The organism is Paraneptunicella aestuarii, from assembly GCF_019900845.1.
Classification (GTDB): Bacteria; Pseudomonadota; Gammaproteobacteria; order Enterobacterales; family Alteromonadaceae; genus Paraneptunicella; species Paraneptunicella aestuarii.
Genome location: NZ_CP074570.1, coordinates 3,633,243 through 3,650,943 on the forward strand (window position 1 = coordinate 3,633,243; position 17,701 = coordinate 3,650,943).

Sequence of the window (17,701 nt, forward strand, 5' to 3'; positions counted from 1 at the left end):
GTCTACTGAAAATACGCTCACGAGTAAGCTGTTACGCTCTGATTGAAGGGGCTTATTTTTGTAATGCAAGCGTTACAAAATTAAATTAAGACACTGATTAATATAAATATTTCAGTCACAAAAAAGGCAACCAATGGTCGCCTTTCGTATCAGATTAAGTTTGTAAGTTGAATCTAACTACAAATTTTTGAATTCTCGATTCAATTGGAATTCCGAAGAAGTGACATAACTCTCCATTTTTCTCAAGCGCGTCTCCAATTTGCCAAAACTGCTTTCAATGTCGACGAATGCCTGAATAGGCGGCTCTCCTGCTTGCCAAACTCTTGATTTCACTTCAATCTTGGTCTCAACTTTAACATTGCCAGAAGAAGTTCTGTTTCCGCTTCCATCAATTGAGCCGGTACTCTTTAGTCCTTTAGGTTTCTTTTCCAGAATAAACCAGCCAACGATGTAGGCCATCAGGAAAAAACTCCCTCCTGTAAGCAAGAATCCTGACACCATAATGATTCTTACCAACCAAAGTTCCCAGCCAAAATACTCAGCAACGCCAGCACAAACGCCAGCGATTTGGCCTTTGTCGGGATCTCGGTATAACTCTCCTTTTACCTTCATACCTTCTTCCTCCATTCAGGCGTTTCGGCATCCAGAATTGCTTCTAATGTCTGAATACGTTCAGCCATTTGTTCAGCGGTCTGCGCCAATTCATTCAACGACCGTACCTGCTCTTCAGACAATCCCTGACTAATCTGTCTCTTACTTCTGTAATGTAACACTAACCAAATAGGCGCAACAATGACCAAAAATACGATGATTGGCGCTACAATTAAACCGATTAACTCTTCCACCTCGCAATCCCCTCTCGACTTATCTTCACTGAAATACTGGCACTAACAATTACTCTTGTGGGCCTTCACTACTTTTAGCCTGAACTTTCTTCTTCAATGCTTCAAGTTCACTGTCGATCTTGCCATTTTCTTCAAGCTCAGCAAATTGACGTGCTAATGACTGCTTCCCGATATCATAAGACTCAACCTGAGATTCAATGCTATCGATCTTGCGCTCATACTGTTCAAAACGTCCAATAGCATCATCAACATTAAAATTATTCAAACGTTTCTTCACTTCCAGACGTGAACTCACTGTTTTCTGACGCATCAGAATCGCTTTTTGACGATTTTTCGCATCGGCCAGTTTGTCTTGTAGCTGAGTGACTTCATCCTGAAGCTTACCGATTTGCTCATCCACCAAGCCTAGCTCACGTTCCAGCGCATCAGCATGATCAACACACTTCTGCTTTTCCATAAGTGCAGCACGAGCCAAGTCTTCACGTTCTTTACTGATAGCTAACTCAGCCTTACTTTGCCAGTCATCGGCTTCACTTTTCCATTTGTTAATCTGCTGAGTTAATTCTTTTTTGTTGGCAAGGGTTTTTGCGGACGCTGAACGCACTTCAACCAATGTATCTTCCATTTCCTGAATGATCAGTCTGACCATTTTTTCTGGATCTTCTGCTTTGTCCAGCAACGAGTTGATATTTGCATTAATAATATCTGTAAAACGAGAGAAAATTCCCATATTCTAATACCTCAAAAATTATGATGTTAGGGTATCTTTCAGATGCCAATTTCTGTAGACGTGGTCAGACTCATTCAAATAACAGGCCAATCCGTGCTTTTATGTAACTTCATGATAAATAAAAATAAAATTTTAAATAGGCTTTTTAGCAATAGTGGAATATTATTAGTTAAGGCCACAAATTAGTGAAATTTACTAATTTTTGAGGAATCTAATGAGTCGGTTTCGTCAGCAAGATAATTTAATTGGACAAGCAAACAGTTTTCTTGAAGTTCTCGAGAAAGTATCTCAAATCGCATCACTGAATAAGCCAGTGCTCATTATTGGTGAACGGGGAACAGGTAAGGAACTGATTGCCGCTCGCCTACACTACCTTTCCAAACGCTGGGATCAATCCTACCTAAAGCTTAACTGCGCAGCACTCAATGAAAACCTGCTCGAATCAGAGTTATTTGGCTATGAAGCAGGCGCATTTACCGGAGCGACCAAGCGCAGAGAAGGCCGTTTTGAACTCGCCCACAACGGTACTTTATTTCTTGATGAACTAGCCAATACATCTGGATTGATTCAGGAAAAACTGCTTCGAGTCATTGAATATGGAGAATTTGAACGTGTTGGGGGCTCTCGCTCGGTAAAAGTAGATGTGCGCTTAGTCGCCGCCACCAACGAAGATCTTCCCACTCTTGCCGATCAGGGAGAATTCCGTGCAGATTTGCTGGATCGCCTTGCATTCGATGTCATCACGTTACCGCCACTTAGAGAGCGTCGGGATGACATACTCGTACTCGCCGAACATTTCGCAATCAACATGGCTCGCGAAATGGAGATGGAACTATTTAGCGGATTCACAGAGAAAGCGCGTCAAACCTTGCTGGACTACCATTGGCCGGGTAATGTTCGTGAATTAAAAAACGTTGTCGAACGTGCCGTTTATCGCTGTAACAATCCCTATTTACCAGTGCATGACATCATTCTCGACCCATTTGAATCAATCTATCGACCTCAAACCCGTATGAAAACCAAAGATAGGGTTGCAGAGACCGCCATTGCCCAATCTGTTCAAGAGACTCCCACAACATCAATCTCGAATGAAGCGATTGCTCCGAGTAAGCCAATTAACTTCCCGGTAGATTTAAAGAAAAGTAGTCAGGACTTTGAAATAGACTTGATTAAACAAGCACTTGCAGACAGCCAATATAATCAAAAACGTACTGCAGAAAAACTGAGCTTAACCTATCATCAGTTAAGAGGCTATCTCAAAAAGTACAACCTGCTGGATCAAACCGAGAATGCCGAAAGTTAAATTGCTGCACACAAATTGGCGCTGGCTCACAGTATCAATATTCACCTGTGCGTTTCTTTCTGCCTGTACTGAATTTATGGAATTTAATCCCGGCAAGAATGGCCTCGTTTATTGTTCCGAAGGTAATCCAGCAACGTTCAACCCTCAACTTGTTACATCAGGTATAACGTCAGATGCAGTGTCCTACCAGATATATGATCGCCTGATAGAATTTGATCCTGTTACCAGCAAGATAGTGCCGGGGTTGGCCTCAAGCTGGATAATCAGCGACGATGGCCTTATTTACACTTTCCAACTCAGAAAAAACATTCAGTTTCACTCTAATAATTATTTTACTCCCTCAAGAAGTTTCAACGCAGATGACGTCATTTTCAGTATTAATCGCTGGCGCGACCCTGAACATCCGTATCACAACATATCTGGCGGTCAGTACCCTTATTTTTCAAGTCTTGAACTGGAAAAAGTCGTTGAAGATGTAAAACGTATCAACGGCTATCGAATTGAAATACACCTCAATAAACCCGACAGTTCATTTCTTGCCAATTTAGCCACCGATTTCGCCATCGTACTCTCTGCTGAGTACGGTGAATATCTGTTAAGAAAAGGCATACCTGAAATGCTGGATCATGACCCCATCGGCACAGGTCCTTTCCGCTTTCAGAAGCACCAAAAAGACCGATACATTCGCTACTTTAAAAATGACAAATACTGGCGAGATATTCCCATTGTTGACCAACTCATTTTCGATATAACCCCCTCGAGTTCTATGCGTTTAGCCAAGTTAATGACTGGAGAGTGTGACGTCATATCCTTGCCGGCTCACAGTGAACTGGAAATTATTCGTGAACGTCCTAATCTGCAATTGGACGAAAAACCCGGATTAAATGTCGGATTTTGGGCTTTCAATACTTCCCGAGCGCCGTTCAACAATGTGGAAGTACGAAAAGCACTGGCAATGGCTATCGACAAATCAACCTTGCTTGAAGCTGTTTATTTCGATAGTGCCATTAGAGCAAACGGCCTTGTTCCTCCTTCGTCTTGGGCGTATCAGGAAGATCTAAAAGGCACTAGCTACAATCCTGTTTTAGCAAAAGAACTTTTGAAGAAAAATGGCATAGGCGAAGGCTTCAGTATGGACATCTGGGCCATGCCAGTTGAGCGTAAATACAATCCAAATGCAGTTATGATGGCAGAGATCATGCAGGCTTACTTACGCAAGGTTGGCGTAGAGGTAAATATTGTCAGTTTTGAGTGGAATTCCTTCAGACGCAGGCTCACTGAAGGGAATTATGATTCCATTTTAATAGGCTGGTCGGCCGACAATGGTGATCCTGATAACTTTTATCGACCTCTGCTCAGTTGCGCGTCTATTGAATCAGGCACGAATAGAGCCAAATGGTGTTCAGAAAAATTCGACGAACTGATTAATGAAGCGCTCACCTACTCTGATGAAACAACGCGCGCTGCTTTATACCACGCAGCCAATGCAATTATCGCAGACCAGATTCCTTTGGTTCCGATCGCTCATGCCTATCGTTATCAAGCGTACAGAAATAACGTTAAAAACCTGGAAATAAACCCCTTTGGTGGAATTCGATTTGGCGGAGTGTATAAAGAACAATGAACTTATACTTCCTACGCCGATTAAGCCTGCTCATTGTGACGCTAATGGTGCTCTCATTAGCCTCATATTGGCTTGCCCACATTTTCCCCGGTGATCCGGTAGTTAACTTATCTGGACGCAGCAACACCACGCCAGAAGAATACAAACAATTAGTCGAATATTACTATCTCAATAAAAGTGCTTTCAGCCAGTATTTACGCTATTTGGAACTGCTATGGCAAGGGGATTGGGGAACCAGCTTTACTTCTGAACAACCGCTTTTCGATGAAGTACGTTTATTACTTCCAGCCAGTATCGAATTAGGCAGCTATGCTTTATTGATTTCATTACTGGTTGGTATACCAATGGGGTTTATCGCCGGTTTGAATCACGGAAAATTTTCCGATGCCACGTTACTAGGCATAAATCTCATTGGCTATTCCATTCCGGTTTTTTGGTTGGCGTTACTACTGATATTGTTTTTTTCACTGCAACTGGGATGGTTCCCTATTTCTGGCAGAATAAGCCTGCTGTATGAGATTCCCAATAATACGGGATTTATTATCTATGATATTTTAACGGCAGATATTCCCAACAAGCGCGCCGCACTTGTTGATGCGCTAGGTCACATGTTATTGCCGACCATATCAATATCCATTGTAACCAGCACTATCATCATGAAGACGACTCGCCGCTCCGTTATCAATGTGATGTCCAGTGACTATATTCGAGCGGCTTACGCCAAAGGCTTAACTAACTCTCAAGTATTCTTCAAGCATGGTTTACGCAATGCCCTATTGCCCATCATGCCGCAAATTGCCATGCAGTTTACAACCCTGCTAACTAACGCCATGATAGTAGAAACGATTTTTTCCTGGCCAGGTATAGGCAACTGGCTCATTCAAGCCATTTATCAACAAGATTATCCGGCTATTCGTGCAGGCATGCTGTCAGTAGCCAGTCTGGTGGTGATATTTACTGTCTGTATCGATGTTTTGCATAAACTGATTGATCCACAAAGGATGTATTTTAAACGTGTTAAAAACTAGTTTATATCAAGAAGAACTGCATCCTTCACCATTACAACAGACCTGGCTCGAATTCAGTAAAAGTCATGTGGCTTTCTTTGGCCTATGCTGCTTCATGTTTTTTGTCTTTTTAATGCTGATCGGGCCATATATCGTGCCTTATACACCGCAAACACAACATACTGAAGCATTACTCATTCCGCCTGCCTGGGCTCCCAATGGCGGTATTGACTTCATGTTAGGAACCGATGCTTTGGGTAGAGATATTCTAACCCGGGTTATCTATGGCAGCAGAGTCACCTTTGGCATTAGCCTATTTCTGGTCATGATTTCCCTGATTGTGGGAGTTGTCATTGGTGCTTTGGCGGGTATGAACCGCGGTATGCAAAGCAGTATGCTAAATCACTTGTTGGATTCCATCATGGCAATTCCAACACTATTGATAGCCATTATCATTGTAGCTATTTTAGGGCCAGGTCTGGTCAATTCAATGTGGGCCATTACGCTCGCACTAATACCACAATTTATCCACTACACACGGGATGCCGTGAAAAAAGAATTGGATAAACCCTACGTTACCGCCTCTCGCTTAGACGGTGCATCCAGAATGCACATTTTCATCCATTCTGTTTTCCCTAATATCATTCAGATGCTGGTTGTTCAAGGTACACATGCTCTTTCCACGGCGATTTTGGATATCAGTGCTCTAGGATTCCTCAGCCTTGGTGTACAAGCCCCCAAAGCAGAGTTAGGCGCAATGCTATCGGAAGGTTTAGATATCGCCTATATAGCCCCTTGGAGCATTGCAGCCCCTGGAGCGGCAATATTTTTGATGATTGTCTCCATCAATTTAGTCGGTGACGGTCTACGTACCGCACTACACAACAGGTTGCTGCACTAATGCCTTTACTCGATATTAAAAATCTTACTTTGGAAATCCAAACCACCAATGGCTGGGTAAAGGCTTTGGACAAAATCAATTTGTCGATTGGAGCCAACGAAATACGCGCATTAGTCGGCGAATCAGGTTCAGGAAAAAGCCTGATCGTAAAAGCCATTGTTGGGGCGTTGAACGAGGGATGGAGAATCGCAGCAGATCGTATGGATTGGCGAGGTAAAGACCTCACCTTACTGAGCCCGGAAGAACGCCGACAAATTACACGCGAAGATATCGCGGTTATATTTCAGAATCCAGCAAACTCACTGGATCCAACGGCAACGCTGGGAGAACAGTTAGAAGAAGCCATTCCTGAGCACCTTATCGGAAAAGGCTGGTTCTGGGAGCGCAAAGCGCGGCGCAATCAAATCGTCACGGCTCAGCTACATAAAGTCGGCATACGAGAGCATGAGCTATGCGTCTCCAGCTACCCACACCAAATTCCGGAAGATATTTGCCAGAAGTTTATGATTGCCATGGCGTTGGTGTCGGAACCCACCCTGCTGATCGCAGACGACCCAACCATGGGCATGGAAATCACCACCAAGATTCAAATTCTAAAGTTACTCAACAGGCTAAACAAAACCAAAAATTTGAGTATTTTGTTTGTAAGTCACGACCTGTTAGCCATTGCCAGTATTGCTGAAACCATGACGGTTTTATATTGCGGGCAAACGGTAGAAAGTGGCAAATTGATGCAGTTACGCAAACGCCCTCTGCATCCCTATACCAAAGCTCTGTTAGATAGCGCTCCAAGTTTCAGTAAGGATTTACACCCAAAAGCAGATTTGAATGCGCTGGAAGGCACTATTCCCACGTTGCAACATTTGCCGATTGGTTGCCGATTAGGCCCGCGATGCCCAAGAGCACAAAAGGAATGCGTTAAAATACCTACAGTCAGACATATTCAGGATCATTTATATGCCTGCCATTTCCCACTACACAGGAATCGCTAAGTGACGCCGGTACTTTCAGTAAAACAACTTTTACTTAAGCGCAAAACCAGACGTAGTTGGAATCCAACGAATTCTGATCAATTTGTTGTAGGGCCAATTAACTTTGAAATTAAAGCCGGAGAAACCATCGCGGTTATTGGTGAAAACGGCTCTGGTAAATCGACAATAGCAAACCTGCTTGTGGGCGTTGATACGCCAAGCTCGGGCAGCATATTGTTAAATGGTCAGAAACTGCAACACAATAATATGAAACAGCGCAGCTTGAATATTCGCATGATATTCCAGCACGCCCGCGAATCATTAAACCCCGCAGTCACCGTTGGAAATATCCTGGAAGAGCCACTAAAGCTGAATACCGATTTAGAACCAACGGCACGCTTGGAAAAAATTAACGAAACCTTGCTTCAAGTCGGACTCTTAACTGAGCACGCTCATTTCTATCGCCATATGCTCTCAGATGGACAGAGCCAGCGTGTTGCCTTAGCAAGAGCATTGATTCTGAACCCTCAGGTGATCGTAGCAGACGAACCTTTTGCGGCACTGGATCCCTCTGTACGCTCACAAATGGTCAACTTGCTTATGCAGTTGCAACGCAAGCTTGGTCTAAGCTTTATTTTTATCTCTCACAACCTGGGCATAGTACGTCACATAAGTGACCGTATTCTGGTTGTGCGGGAAGGCAAGATTGTTGAGTCAGGAAAAACCGAGACAATTTTCAACTGGCCAAAAACCGAGTACACGAAGAAGCTTATCAACGCATACAGAACGCTGGTTGATAATCGAGTATTTAACCAATAGCGCTTTTGCCTTAATAAAGAACACAAAATGAAGAACACAAAAAGAAAGCCAGCATTAAGCTGGCTTTCTTTTATCTATTTGGAGATAAGCGGTTAATTAGCCGCTTGAGCTCTCTTATACTCTATATCAGCTTGTTCTTTCAGAACCGCCAACACATTAGAGAAGTTATCCTGGCCTTTTCTCATTGCCAATCGTTGAGCCACAGCTTTAACTTCATTGTTATCCAAAGTATCTACCGGGTTCACTTTCTGCAATTCCAACAAGGCAACATCACCGTTAGCCATTTCAACAATCTTACGGCTATCAGTTACAGACAACTTGAACAATTCAGTTCTTAACTGCGAGTCCATAGCACCAGAATATCGGCCTACGCCTGCTTGAACTTGCCATTCCAAAGAATGTTCAGCCAATTTGGCAGTAACATCGTCACCATTAGCAACTGAGTCTTTCAATGCAATCATCCATTCTTTTGCAGCAGCAACTGCTTTTTGCCTGGTTAACTCAGCATCAATATCTGCCGTTACTTCTTCCAGAGATTTAGTTCTGGCATCCTGGTGGTCAGTAACACGAACAAACATCAAATGGTCATCAGAAACACTCAACGCATCACTATTAATTCGTTCTGCAATAAAGTCTGCAGAGAAAACAGTATCCAATACAGTCAAATTCGCTAAATCAGCGGGCGCAGTAGAGCGGCTAAACAAGTCTGACGTTTTCACTTCCAAATTAGCGACTGTCGCAACATCCTGCAAAGAATCCTGAACTTCAAACGCCAATTCACTCATTTGCGTTTGATATTCATAGAACAATTCTGCCGCTTTATCATGTTTCAGAGTTTGAGCGATTTCATCTTTCACTTCATCGAACTCTTTCACTTGTACTGGCTTAATATCGGTCAGCTTAATAATGTGGAAACCGAACTCGCTTTTCACGACCTCAGAAATATCACCCACATTTTGTAAACCAAATGTCGCTTCTTCAAAAGCAGGATCCATCACGTCACGACCAAACCACTCAAGGTCACCGCCATTTTCAGCGCTGAAAGCATCTGCAGAATTATCACGCGCCAAAGCTGCGAAATCCGCACCAGTATTGGCAATATTCAGCAAATCTTGTGCTTTAGCTAACGCAGCGTCTTCATTATCACCAAATTCAATCAAAATGTGCGAGGCGCGACGCTCTTCAGGCGTTTGGTAATTATCCATATGCTCCTGATAGAAAGTGTTAACGTCAGCATCGGTAACTTCAACCTTTTCCATCAAATCAGAGATTTTCAGGTCAACATAGGCGACTTTGACCATTTCTTCGGTTTCAAAGTTAGCAATGTTACTCTTGTAATATTGGTTACGCTCTTCATCTGAAATGCTAACGTTTTTAGCGAATTCATCCATCGATACAGCAACAAAACGGGCATCGCGAGTCTGCTTCTGTAATTGCAATGAATGGCGAGCTTCACTATCCAAAGTAAAGTCAGTACCTAAAAGGATCTGAGACAGTTGTTGACGAGTCAACTCCATGCGCAAGTTGTCTCTAAAATCAGTCACTTTAAAGCCTGACTGGCGAATAAGTGTCTGAAAACGGTCATTGTTAAATACGCCATCAACCTGGAATGCTGGAATGCTGAAAATAGCGTCTTTAACTTGCTCATCACTGACGCGTAAACCCAGTTCTTCGGCCTTTTGATCCAACAATTTATCACTGATCAATTTATCCAGAATGCTTTGACGGAAATTAGCCAGGTAATCTTCATTCGAAGCTAATTGAGAAAAAGCTTCTCCCAGTTGCGATTCCATTCTGGCTCGTTCACTCTGATAAGCTCTTTCCAGAGTGTTACTGGAGATATCTTCACCATTCACTGTTGCAGCAGGAATTTCACTGCCTGAATTCAAGTAACTTCCAACACCCGCAAATACGAAACTCAGGATAACCAATCCTAAAATAACTTTGGCGATAATTCCGCTGGCGCCTTCTCTAATTTTATCCAACATTGTATTTAATACTCTCCAGATAGAGTTCTACACTCATCCGCTAACAGGCTGAAGCATTTGAACTTAACAGCGTGCCAGGCATGTAATTTATGGCTAAATCTAATATCAGGTCAGATGTAATAAACGCATCTAACTATCAGATTCAAGCCCTCAAGCAAAAAATTTGACGCGGTATTATAGACTAATATTTAACTAGGGAATACTGACAATTTTTAACCAGCTCAATAACAGTCTAACGGTCAACCAACTCCGATACAGCTCGGTTTAATTGATCACTGGCACTTTGCACACTTCGGGATAAATCATCGCCTTGAGAAAGCTTTATATATTCGTTAGTCGATGTAATGACATCATTCACAACCTGGGTCATTTCATCAGAAATTCCCTTTTGAGCATCACATGCCTGTTCCAGTTGCTCAAAAGCCTGTTTTAAGGTTTTGACATTTTCTACCACAACATTTAATGCTTGTGTTGCACGAAGAGAATCATCGGAATTTTTACGGGTTAAGTCTCGCCCTGCTCTCATCGACTTTGTGGCATCTTCGGTCATACGAGTAAGCTCAGAAATAATTCGCTCAATCTCATCGGTCGATCCCTGTGTTTTTAATGCCAAACTCCTCACTTCCTCAGCTACAACAGCAAAGCCTCTCCCCTGTTCACCAGCTCGGGCAGCTTCTATAGCCGCATTCAATGACAGCAAATTAGTTTGATCGGCAATTCCCTTTATCACATTAGTCACATTGGCGATTTTGTCGCTTTGAGCCTGAAGCTGTTCAATTTTATCTGCGGTTTCAGACACTCTATTCACCAGGCTTTCAAACCCTTTATTGGCCTCAAGAAATATTTCAGAACACACATCCATATTATTCGCCACTTCTTTAGTGGCAACATTCGCTTGCGATGCATAAGAAATAATATCTACAGACATTTCCCCTAATTCAGATACTTTATTTTCCAAATAAGAGGAAGTGCGAGATTGCTTTTCAGCTCCATCAGAAGACAAACGATTAATCTCGGCCAAGGTATCGAATCCCTGATTCACTCCAGTTTCAGCCTTCTCCAGATAAACCACGGCCTGACCAAGATTAGCTTGTAAAATTCGAACTGAATCTGCCAATCGGCCTAATTCGTGCTCACTTTGATAATCCAGTTTTTCGTTGTAATTTCGATGGGCTAAAGCATCAATGCTTTTGATGATGCGTTTAATCGGGCGAATCACTTGATGACGCAACATATAAAGAACAAATGTCGTGGCGCCAATTGTCAGTAAAAATACCAACACTAAAATTAACGTTGCCGTACTGCTGGCTGTAGCTCGGATCTCTTCAAGGTTATGGGTTGACTCCATCCGAATGCGTTCCGCAGCGTCCTCAAGTAATTTTGCAGGTTCTCTATCAATGCCTCTAACGAAAAGGTCGGCTTGCGTATGGTTAAAGTCATTATTCTGAAATTCTCTGAAACCATCACGATAAGTGATCGACATCGCTTTATGTTTCTCACTGAATGCATGAAGTAATTGTTTGGTTTGCGGCGACAGAGAGTGCTGCAAAAGTAATGTCTGTATGTTTTCTTGCACCAAAGATTCGCGCTGAATAAAACTTTGCCAATACTTTTCTCGACTAGTTCTATCACTGCCTCGAAGCAGGACATTCTTCCACTCTTGAATTTGTGTTTTAAAATTCTGTGAGGAATCATTGATCAGACGCTCAGAACCAATAATGTCACTTTCTACAAGTTCCATATCTGACGCATTGTTATTTAGCTGAATTAAGCTAAACACATTGAGCAATGTCAAAATACAAATCACAGAAATCACCGGTGTACTTATTAATACACCCAAACTTCCTTTCTTCATTTTGTTCTGCACCTGAATAATAAAATACCCATAGCGCTCACCCACAAACAACTATTCCCCTGAAGAGAATCGATCATTTGCAACGGATGAAACCGCCCCCAACCCAAAACACCACCACGATATGCAAAAGAGTGTACAAAACTTAAACACAATGAGTCAAAATTTTACCATCGAAAGATATAGTTAATATTTTACAAAGACTCGGGGAAATTTAGCGACGAACAAACTGAACAAAAAACAAACAGAAATTAAATAAAGCGGAAAGGTTTTCTACGGATTGTAGATATCGAATAATGAAGGCAAGGAGAAATAAAAAGCTTATTGGTTAGAATAAATAATCAGACATAAAAAAGCCCCTGCAAATGCAAAGGCTTTTAAAGCTACTAAACTGGAAGCGTTAGCTTAGTTGCAAGCGTCACGCAATGCTTTACCAGCTTTGAAAGAAGGCACTTTAGCAGCAGCAATTTGGATTGTCTCACCTGTTTGAGGGTTACGACCACTACGGGCAGCACGCTCACGAACAGAGAAAGTACCGAATCCAACTAGAGCTACCTGGTCGTCATTTTTAAGTGCTTCGGTAACTGCATCAGTAAATGCATCCAAAGCACGACTGGCAGCAGCTTTAGAAATATCAGCACTTGCAGCAATCGCGTCGATTAGTTGAGCTTTGTTCACAATATCATCCCCTTCAATTGTTATTATTAATGTTCCGCACAATTGTTGTTGCAGAGACGTTATAACAAGCTTGATAAGTAACTTCAAGCAATGTTTAACAATTATTTAAAAAGTTGGTTGGATCGCCGAAACCCTTAACTGACAAGGCTTCCAGCAAATCTGGTATAAAGGCTACCACAACTTTTCAGTTTGGGAAGCCTTTTATTATCAATTTATTTAAAAAAATGCGGTAAAAATGGGGGCAAAAGCCCCTTCAGACACCAAAACTGCACGAAATTGGCAAGTTATTTATACCTAACTAGCCAATTCTATACCTTCAGGGTTTTCCTGAAGCGCAATTTTAAGCACGTCATCAATCCACTGAACAGGGTGAATTGCGAGGTCTTGTTTTACATTTTCCGGGATTTCTTCCAGATCACGTTCATTATCTTTTGGAATAATAACCGTCTTAATTCCACCTCGATGCGCCGCCAATAGTTTTTCTTTCAAACCACCAATTGCCAACACTTCACCACGCAGGGTAATTTCACCTGTCATTGCAACATCACATCTAACCGGATTGCCTGTTAAACTGGACACCAATGCAGTACACATTGCAATACCTGCACTAGGGCCATCTTTCGGTGTTGCACCTTCTGGAACGTGAACATGAATATCACGCTTTTCATAAAAGTCGTCATTAATACGCAATTTCTCAGCACGGCTACGCACGACTGTCATCGCTGTTTTAATGGACTCCAACATGACATCACCTAATGAACCTGTGAAAGTAGTCTTGCCTTTACCGGGTACAGATGTCGTTTCGATAGTTAATAAATCGCCGCCCACCTGAGTCCAGGCCAATCCGGTAACTTGTCCGATTTGATTATTCTTGTCAGCCTTACCATAGTCAAAACGCTGAACGCCCAGGTAATCTTTAAGATTGTCCTGAGACACAACCACCGATTTACAATTCTTATCGGTCAGAATTTGCTTCACCGCTTTACGGCAAACTTTAGAAATTTCCCTTTCAAGACTACGTACACCAGCTTCACGAGTGTAGTAACGAATCATGCCAATAATGGCGGAATCTTCGATTGTCAGTTCACCTTTTTTCAAGCCATTGCGTGACATTTGCTTTTTAATCAAATGCTGTAATGCAATATTCAGCTTTTCATCCTCGGTATAACCCGCCAAACGAATGACTTCCATACGATCCAATAAAGGACCTGGAATATTCATGCTGTTTGACGTTGCCACGAACATAACATCTGACAGATCGTAATCCACTTCCAGATAATGATCGCTAAAGCTGTTATTTTGTTCTGGATCCAATACTTCCAACAGTGCAGATGCAGGATCTCCACGCATGTCCGAAGACATCTTATCGATTTCATCTAACAGGAATAATGGGTTCTTGACGCCAACTTTAGCCATTTTCTGAATCAGTTTGCCAGGCAATGAACCAATATAGGTACGACGATGTCCGCGAATTTCAGCTTCATCACGAACGCCACCCAACGCCATACGGATGTATTTACGACCCGTAGCTTTAGCAATGGACTGACCTAATGAGGTTTTACCTACACCAGGAGGCCCAACCAAACATAGAATGGGGCCTTTCAATTTTTTCACACGCTGTTGAACGGCAAGATATTCAATAATGCGTTCTTTGACTCTTTCCAACCCATAATGATCGGCATCCAATACTTCCTGAGCCAGATTAAGATCTTTCTTAACCTTACTACGTTTGAACCATGGAACATTCACCAACCAATCAATATAGCTTCGAACGACGGTTGCCTCAGCCGACATAGGCGACATCATTTTTAACTTATTCAATTCCGCCGTTGCCTTTTCCATAGCATCGTCGGTCATTTTCGCATCTTCGATTTTCTTCGCTAATGCTTCAAATTCATCAGGCGTATCATCCAGCTCACCCAGTTCCTTTTGGATCGCTTTCATCTGCTCATTCAGATAATACTCACGCTGGCTTTTTTCCATTTGCTTCTTAACGCGAGTACGGATTTTCTTCTCAACCTGCAACAGGTCGATTTCGCCTTCCATCAGAGCCATCAAGTATTCCAATCGTTCAGAGACGTTGGTCATTTCCAGCACTTTCTGTTTTTCAGCCAGCTTCAATGGCATATGAGCAGCCATGGTATCAGCCAAGCGCGCCGCTTCATCAATACCATTTAAGGAAGTCAATACTTCAGGCGGCACTTTCTTGTTCAGTTTGACATAGCCTTCAAACTGGGAAATCGCTGAGCGGATCATCACTTCCTGCTCAGCTTCAGGCAAATCGATATCATCATTGCGCACAACATTGGCAATGTAATAATCGTCTGTTTGAACGTATTCCTGGATACTTCCTCGTTGATTACCTTCAACCAGAACCTTTACCGTACCATCAGGTAATTTTAAAAGTTGTAATAAAGTAGCAATAGTACCAACGGTATAAATATCATCGGTTTTCGGATCATCAACACCCGCATCTTTCTGTGCTACGAGGAAAATTTGCTTATCTTTATCCATAGCCGCTTCCAAACAGCGGATAGACATTTCCCGTCCAACAAATAAGGGAATGACCATATGGGGATAAACTACAACATCCCGCAACGCTAACACCGGCATTTCGATAGTGGTTAGCTTTTCTTCACTCATTTTCACTCTCTTTAATTTGGTTCGATTCACTTAATGTTTAAATATGGGGTTGGCAAGACAAACTTCAAACATTTATTTGGTAAATCGATTTCTACCGAAGAATTAAAAAAAAGGCCCTCAGGGCCTCTTTTTAAAAGTTGCATTATTACTCGGAAGCGGCTTTTTTCTCAGTCACGTTGTCGTAAATAAGAATAGGTTTTGATTCACCTTTTACCACCGTTTCATCGACAACAACCTTGCTTACATTTTCCATAGAAGGTAATTCATACATGGTATCCAGCAATATTGCCTCAACAATTGAGCGTAAGCCACGAGCACCGGTTTTTCTGTCCATAGCTCGTTGCGCAATCGCATGAAGTGCATCATCACGGAATTCCAAGTCCACATTCTCCAATGCAAATAAAGCTGCATACTGTTTGGTTAATGCATTTTTAGGTTCTTTAAGAATACGAATTAACGCATCTTCAGAAAGCTCTTCCAAACTGGTAACAACAGGCAAACGACCAATAAACTCTGGAATCAAACCATATTTGATCAAATCTTCCGGTTCCACCTGCTGGAACAGCTTACTCAAACTTTTCTTGTTCTCCTGGCTCTTGACCTCGACACCAAATCCAATGCCAGTACCAGTGTGAGAACGCTGTTCAATAATCTTGTCCAGCCCGGCAAAAGCACCACCGCAAATAAACAGGATTTTAGAAGTGTCTACTTGCAAAAACTCTTGCTGAGGATGTTTTCTACCACCTTGAGGTGGAACGGAAGCAATGGTGCCTTCGACCAGTTTCAACAAGGCTTGTTGAACACCTTCACCAGACACATCACGGGTAATAGACGGATTATCCGACTTACGTGAAATCTTGTCGATTTCATCAATGTAAACGATACCACGCTGAGCTTTCTCGACGTCGTAATCACATTTTTGTAGCAGTTTCTGAATAATATTTTCTACGTCTTCACCAACATAACCCGCTTCGGTCAGCGTAGTTGCATCAGCCATAGTAAAGGGAACGTCCAGCAAACGAGCCAGAGTTTCTGCCAATAGTGTTTTCCCCGAACCGGTAGGACCAATCAGCAAAATGTTACTTTTGCCAAGCTCTACACCGTTGTGGGTATCACCATTGCGGAGGCGCTTATAGTGGTTATAAACGGCAACCGACAATACCTTTTTAGCGTAATCTTGCCCAATGACGTAATCATCCAAATGGGTATGAATTTCAGTAGGCTTAGGTAGTGCGTTTTCCTTTTTCCTGGGTGAGATTTCTTTAATCTCTTCCCTAATGATGTCGTTACATAACTCGACACATTCATCACAAATAAAAACAGAAGGGCCAGCGATTAGTTTGCGTACTTCGTGTTGGCTTTTGCCACAGAAGGAGCAATACAATAATTTGCTATCGCCGTCTCCACTTTGTTGCTCACTCATTTAATACACACCTCTGCATGGTTCGAATCGCCTTAACATCAAAAACAGGCCATTCTCCTAAACATATGGGCATCTGACTATTTATCAAAGACAAAATAACCAAGCACTCTATGATGCTCTAACTGCTTCGAAAATTAAACCGACTTGTTTTGGTATAGTATGTAAGTAGCTAACTCACAAGCACTTTTAATTGAAAAATGTTTGCTACCAATACAGGTTAGTTTGCAGTTGGTTCAGATACCAACGATGTTCTTTCGACAAGGCTAAATTAAGCCTTGTTATGGGCATCCATTCGATTGAACAAAACCTGATCGATCAAACCATATTCTTTGGCAGCTTCAGCGCTTAGGAAGTTGTCGCGATCTGTATCTTTGATAACTTGCTCGTAATCACGACCAGTGTGTTCAGCCAAAAGTCTGTTCAATTTTTCTTTAATTGCCAATGTTTCCTTGGCGTGAATTTCAATATCAGACGCCTGCCCCTGGAAACCACTTAGTGGTTGGTGGATCATCACTCGAGAGTTATTTAAGCAATAACGTTTCCCTTTAGCTCCACCAGATAGAAGGAAGGCTCCCATACTACAAGCTTGACCAATACAAACCGTACTCACGTCAGGTTTGATAAAATTCATTGTGTCATAAATCGCCATTCCAGCGGTTACAGAGCCACCGGGAGAATTAATGTAAAGGAAGATGTCTTTTTCCGGGTTTTCAGCCTCAAGAAATAACAGTTGAGCCACAATCAAATTGGCCATGTGATCTTCAACCTGCCCAACCAAAAACACAACATTCTCTTTCAACAAACGAGAGTAAATGTCATAAGAGCGCTCACCTTTAGAGGTTTGCTCAATAACCATTGGAACCAGGGCATTATGTACTTCGGGAACAGGATTAAACATATTTTTGATGTCTTAAAAT

General features: G+C 42.2%; 15 protein-coding genes. 6 read left to right on the top strand and 9 right to left on the bottom strand.

Annotation, left to right across the window (positions count from 1 at the left end):
- Positions 1 to 177: 177 nt before the first annotated feature.
- From pspC to pspA, 3 genes are read right to left on the bottom strand one after another with little or no spacing between them, the layout of a single operon-like run.
- Positions 178 to 612 carry an envelope stress response membrane protein PspC gene (pspC, locus tag KIH87_RS13835; RefSeq protein ID WP_232358451.1) on the bottom strand — a complete coding sequence of 145 codons (435 nt, stop codon included), beginning with the start codon at positions 610 to 612 and terminating at the stop codon, positions 178 to 180.
- Entirely contained in the window at positions 609 to 845 is a 237-nt protein-coding gene (pspB, locus tag KIH87_RS13840; RefSeq protein WP_232358452.1) for an envelope stress response membrane protein PspB, read from the bottom strand. The genes pspC and pspB overlap by 4 nt, the downstream gene beginning before the upstream one ends.
- Before the next feature lie 49 nt (positions 846 to 894).
- Positions 895 to 1,575 carry a phage shock protein PspA gene (pspA, locus tag KIH87_RS13845; protein WP_232358453.1) on the bottom strand — a complete coding sequence of 227 codons (681 nt, stop codon included), beginning with the start codon at positions 1,573 to 1,575 and terminating at the stop codon, positions 895 to 897.
- A gap of 214 nt (positions 1,576 to 1,789) precedes the next feature.
- Between pspA and pspF the strand changes: the two genes are divergently transcribed.
- From pspF to KIH87_RS13875, 6 genes are read left to right on the top strand one after another with little or no spacing between them, the layout of a single operon-like run.
- Entirely contained in the window at positions 1,790 to 2,878 is a 1,089-nt protein-coding gene (pspF, locus tag KIH87_RS13850) for a phage shock protein operon transcriptional activator (RefSeq protein WP_232358454.1), read from the top strand.
- Positions 2,865 to 4,502 (top strand): ABC transporter substrate-binding protein SapA, encoded by a 1,638-nt coding sequence (gene sapA, locus KIH87_RS13855; protein ID WP_408635750.1) that lies wholly within the window; start codon positions 2,865 to 2,867, stop codon positions 4,500 to 4,502. The genes pspF and sapA overlap by 14 nt, the downstream gene beginning before the upstream one ends.
- Positions 4,499 to 5,530 (top strand): ABC transporter permease, encoded by a 1,032-nt coding sequence (locus tag KIH87_RS13860; RefSeq protein ID WP_232358455.1) that lies wholly within the window; start codon positions 4,499 to 4,501, stop codon positions 5,528 to 5,530. The genes sapA and KIH87_RS13860 overlap by 4 nt, the downstream gene beginning before the upstream one ends.
- On the top strand, positions 5,517 to 6,410 hold the full coding sequence (locus KIH87_RS13865; RefSeq protein ID WP_232358456.1) for an ABC transporter permease subunit: 894 nt from the start codon (positions 5,517 to 5,519) through the stop codon (positions 6,408 to 6,410). The genes KIH87_RS13860 and KIH87_RS13865 overlap by 14 nt, the downstream gene beginning before the upstream one ends.
- The gene (locus KIH87_RS13870; RefSeq protein WP_232358457.1) at positions 6,410 to 7,402 is read left to right on the top strand and encodes an oligopeptide/dipeptide ABC transporter ATP-binding protein; all 993 of its coding nucleotides are present in this window, start codon (positions 6,410 to 6,412) and stop codon (positions 7,400 to 7,402) included. The genes KIH87_RS13865 and KIH87_RS13870 overlap by 1 nt, the downstream gene beginning before the upstream one ends.
- Positions 7,403 to 8,200: an ATP-binding cassette domain-containing protein gene (locus KIH87_RS13875; protein WP_232358458.1), complete on the top strand. Its 798-nt coding sequence runs from the start codon at positions 7,403 to 7,405 to the stop codon at positions 8,198 to 8,200.
- A 92-nt stretch (positions 8,201 to 8,292) separates the two neighbouring features.
- On the opposite strand, the gene KIH87_RS13880 is transcribed toward KIH87_RS13875, so the two are convergent.
- The 6 genes from KIH87_RS13880 to clpP all read right to left on the bottom strand — a co-directional run bounded on the left by KIH87_RS13880 (position 8,293) and on the right by clpP (position 17,682).
- Complete coding sequence (locus KIH87_RS13880; protein ID WP_232358459.1) at positions 8,293 to 10,188, bottom strand: SurA N-terminal domain-containing protein; 1,896 nt, start codon at positions 10,186 to 10,188, stop codon at positions 8,293 to 8,295.
- A gap of 232 nt (positions 10,189 to 10,420) precedes the next feature.
- A complete protein-coding gene (locus KIH87_RS13885) occupies positions 10,421 to 12,043 on the bottom strand; it encodes a methyl-accepting chemotaxis protein (protein WP_232358460.1) in 1,623 nt (540 codons plus the stop codon).
- A gap of 402 nt (positions 12,044 to 12,445) precedes the next feature.
- A complete protein-coding gene (locus KIH87_RS13890) occupies positions 12,446 to 12,718 on the bottom strand; it encodes an HU family DNA-binding protein (RefSeq protein ID WP_232358461.1) in 273 nt (90 codons plus the stop codon).
- A 294-nt stretch (positions 12,719 to 13,012) separates the two neighbouring features.
- Positions 13,013 to 15,361, bottom strand: coding sequence for an endopeptidase La (gene lon, locus KIH87_RS13895; protein ID WP_232358462.1), 2,349 nt, complete (start codon positions 15,359 to 15,361; stop codon positions 13,013 to 13,015).
- A gap of 145 nt (positions 15,362 to 15,506) precedes the next feature.
- Positions 15,507 to 16,784: an ATP-dependent protease ATP-binding subunit ClpX gene (gene clpX, locus KIH87_RS13900; protein ID WP_232358463.1), complete on the bottom strand. Its 1,278-nt coding sequence runs from the start codon at positions 16,782 to 16,784 to the stop codon at positions 15,507 to 15,509.
- Positions 16,785 to 17,052: 268 nt separating this feature from the next.
- A complete protein-coding gene (gene clpP, locus KIH87_RS13905; protein WP_232358464.1) occupies positions 17,053 to 17,682 on the bottom strand; it encodes an ATP-dependent Clp endopeptidase proteolytic subunit ClpP in 630 nt (209 codons plus the stop codon).
- Positions 17,683 to 17,701 lie beyond the last annotated feature (19 nt).

What these genes read in the sequence shown, in the direction of transcription:
- sapA (WP_408635750.1), top strand. Translation starts at nt 2,865, where the DNA reads ATGCCGAAAGTTAAATTGCTGCACACAAATTGGCGCTGGCTCACAGTA.
- pspA (WP_232358453.1), bottom strand. Translation starts at nt 1,575, where the DNA reads ATGGGAATTTTCTCTCGTTTTACAGATATTATTAATGCAAATATCAAC.
- lon (WP_232358462.1), bottom strand. Translation starts at nt 15,361, where the DNA reads ATGAGTGAAGAAAAGCTAACCACTATCGAAATGCCGGTGTTAGCGTTG.
- clpP (WP_232358464.1), bottom strand. Translation starts at nt 17,682, where the DNA reads ATGTTTAATCCTGTTCCCGAAGTACATAATGCCCTGGTTCCAATGGTT.
- KIH87_RS13860 (WP_232358455.1), top strand. Translation starts at nt 4,499, where the DNA reads ATGAACTTATACTTCCTACGCCGATTAAGCCTGCTCATTGTGACGCTA.
- KIH87_RS13880 (WP_232358459.1), bottom strand. Translation starts at nt 10,188, where the DNA reads ATGTTGGATAAAATTAGAGAAGGCGCCAGCGGAATTATCGCCAAAGTT.
- KIH87_RS13870 (WP_232358457.1), top strand. Translation starts at nt 6,410, where the DNA reads ATGCCTTTACTCGATATTAAAAATCTTACTTTGGAAATCCAAACCACC.
- pspF (WP_232358454.1), top strand. Translation starts at nt 1,790, where the DNA reads ATGAGTCGGTTTCGTCAGCAAGATAATTTAATTGGACAAGCAAACAGT.
- pspC (WP_232358451.1), bottom strand. Translation starts at nt 612, where the DNA reads ATGAAGGTAAAAGGAGAGTTATACCGAGATCCCGACAAAGGCCAAATC.
- clpX (WP_232358463.1), bottom strand. Translation starts at nt 16,784, where the DNA reads ATGAGTGAGCAACAAAGTGGAGACGGCGATAGCAAATTATTGTATTGC.
- KIH87_RS13885 (WP_232358460.1), bottom strand. Translation starts at nt 12,043, where the DNA reads ATGAAGAAAGGAAGTTTGGGTGTATTAATAAGTACACCGGTGATTTCT.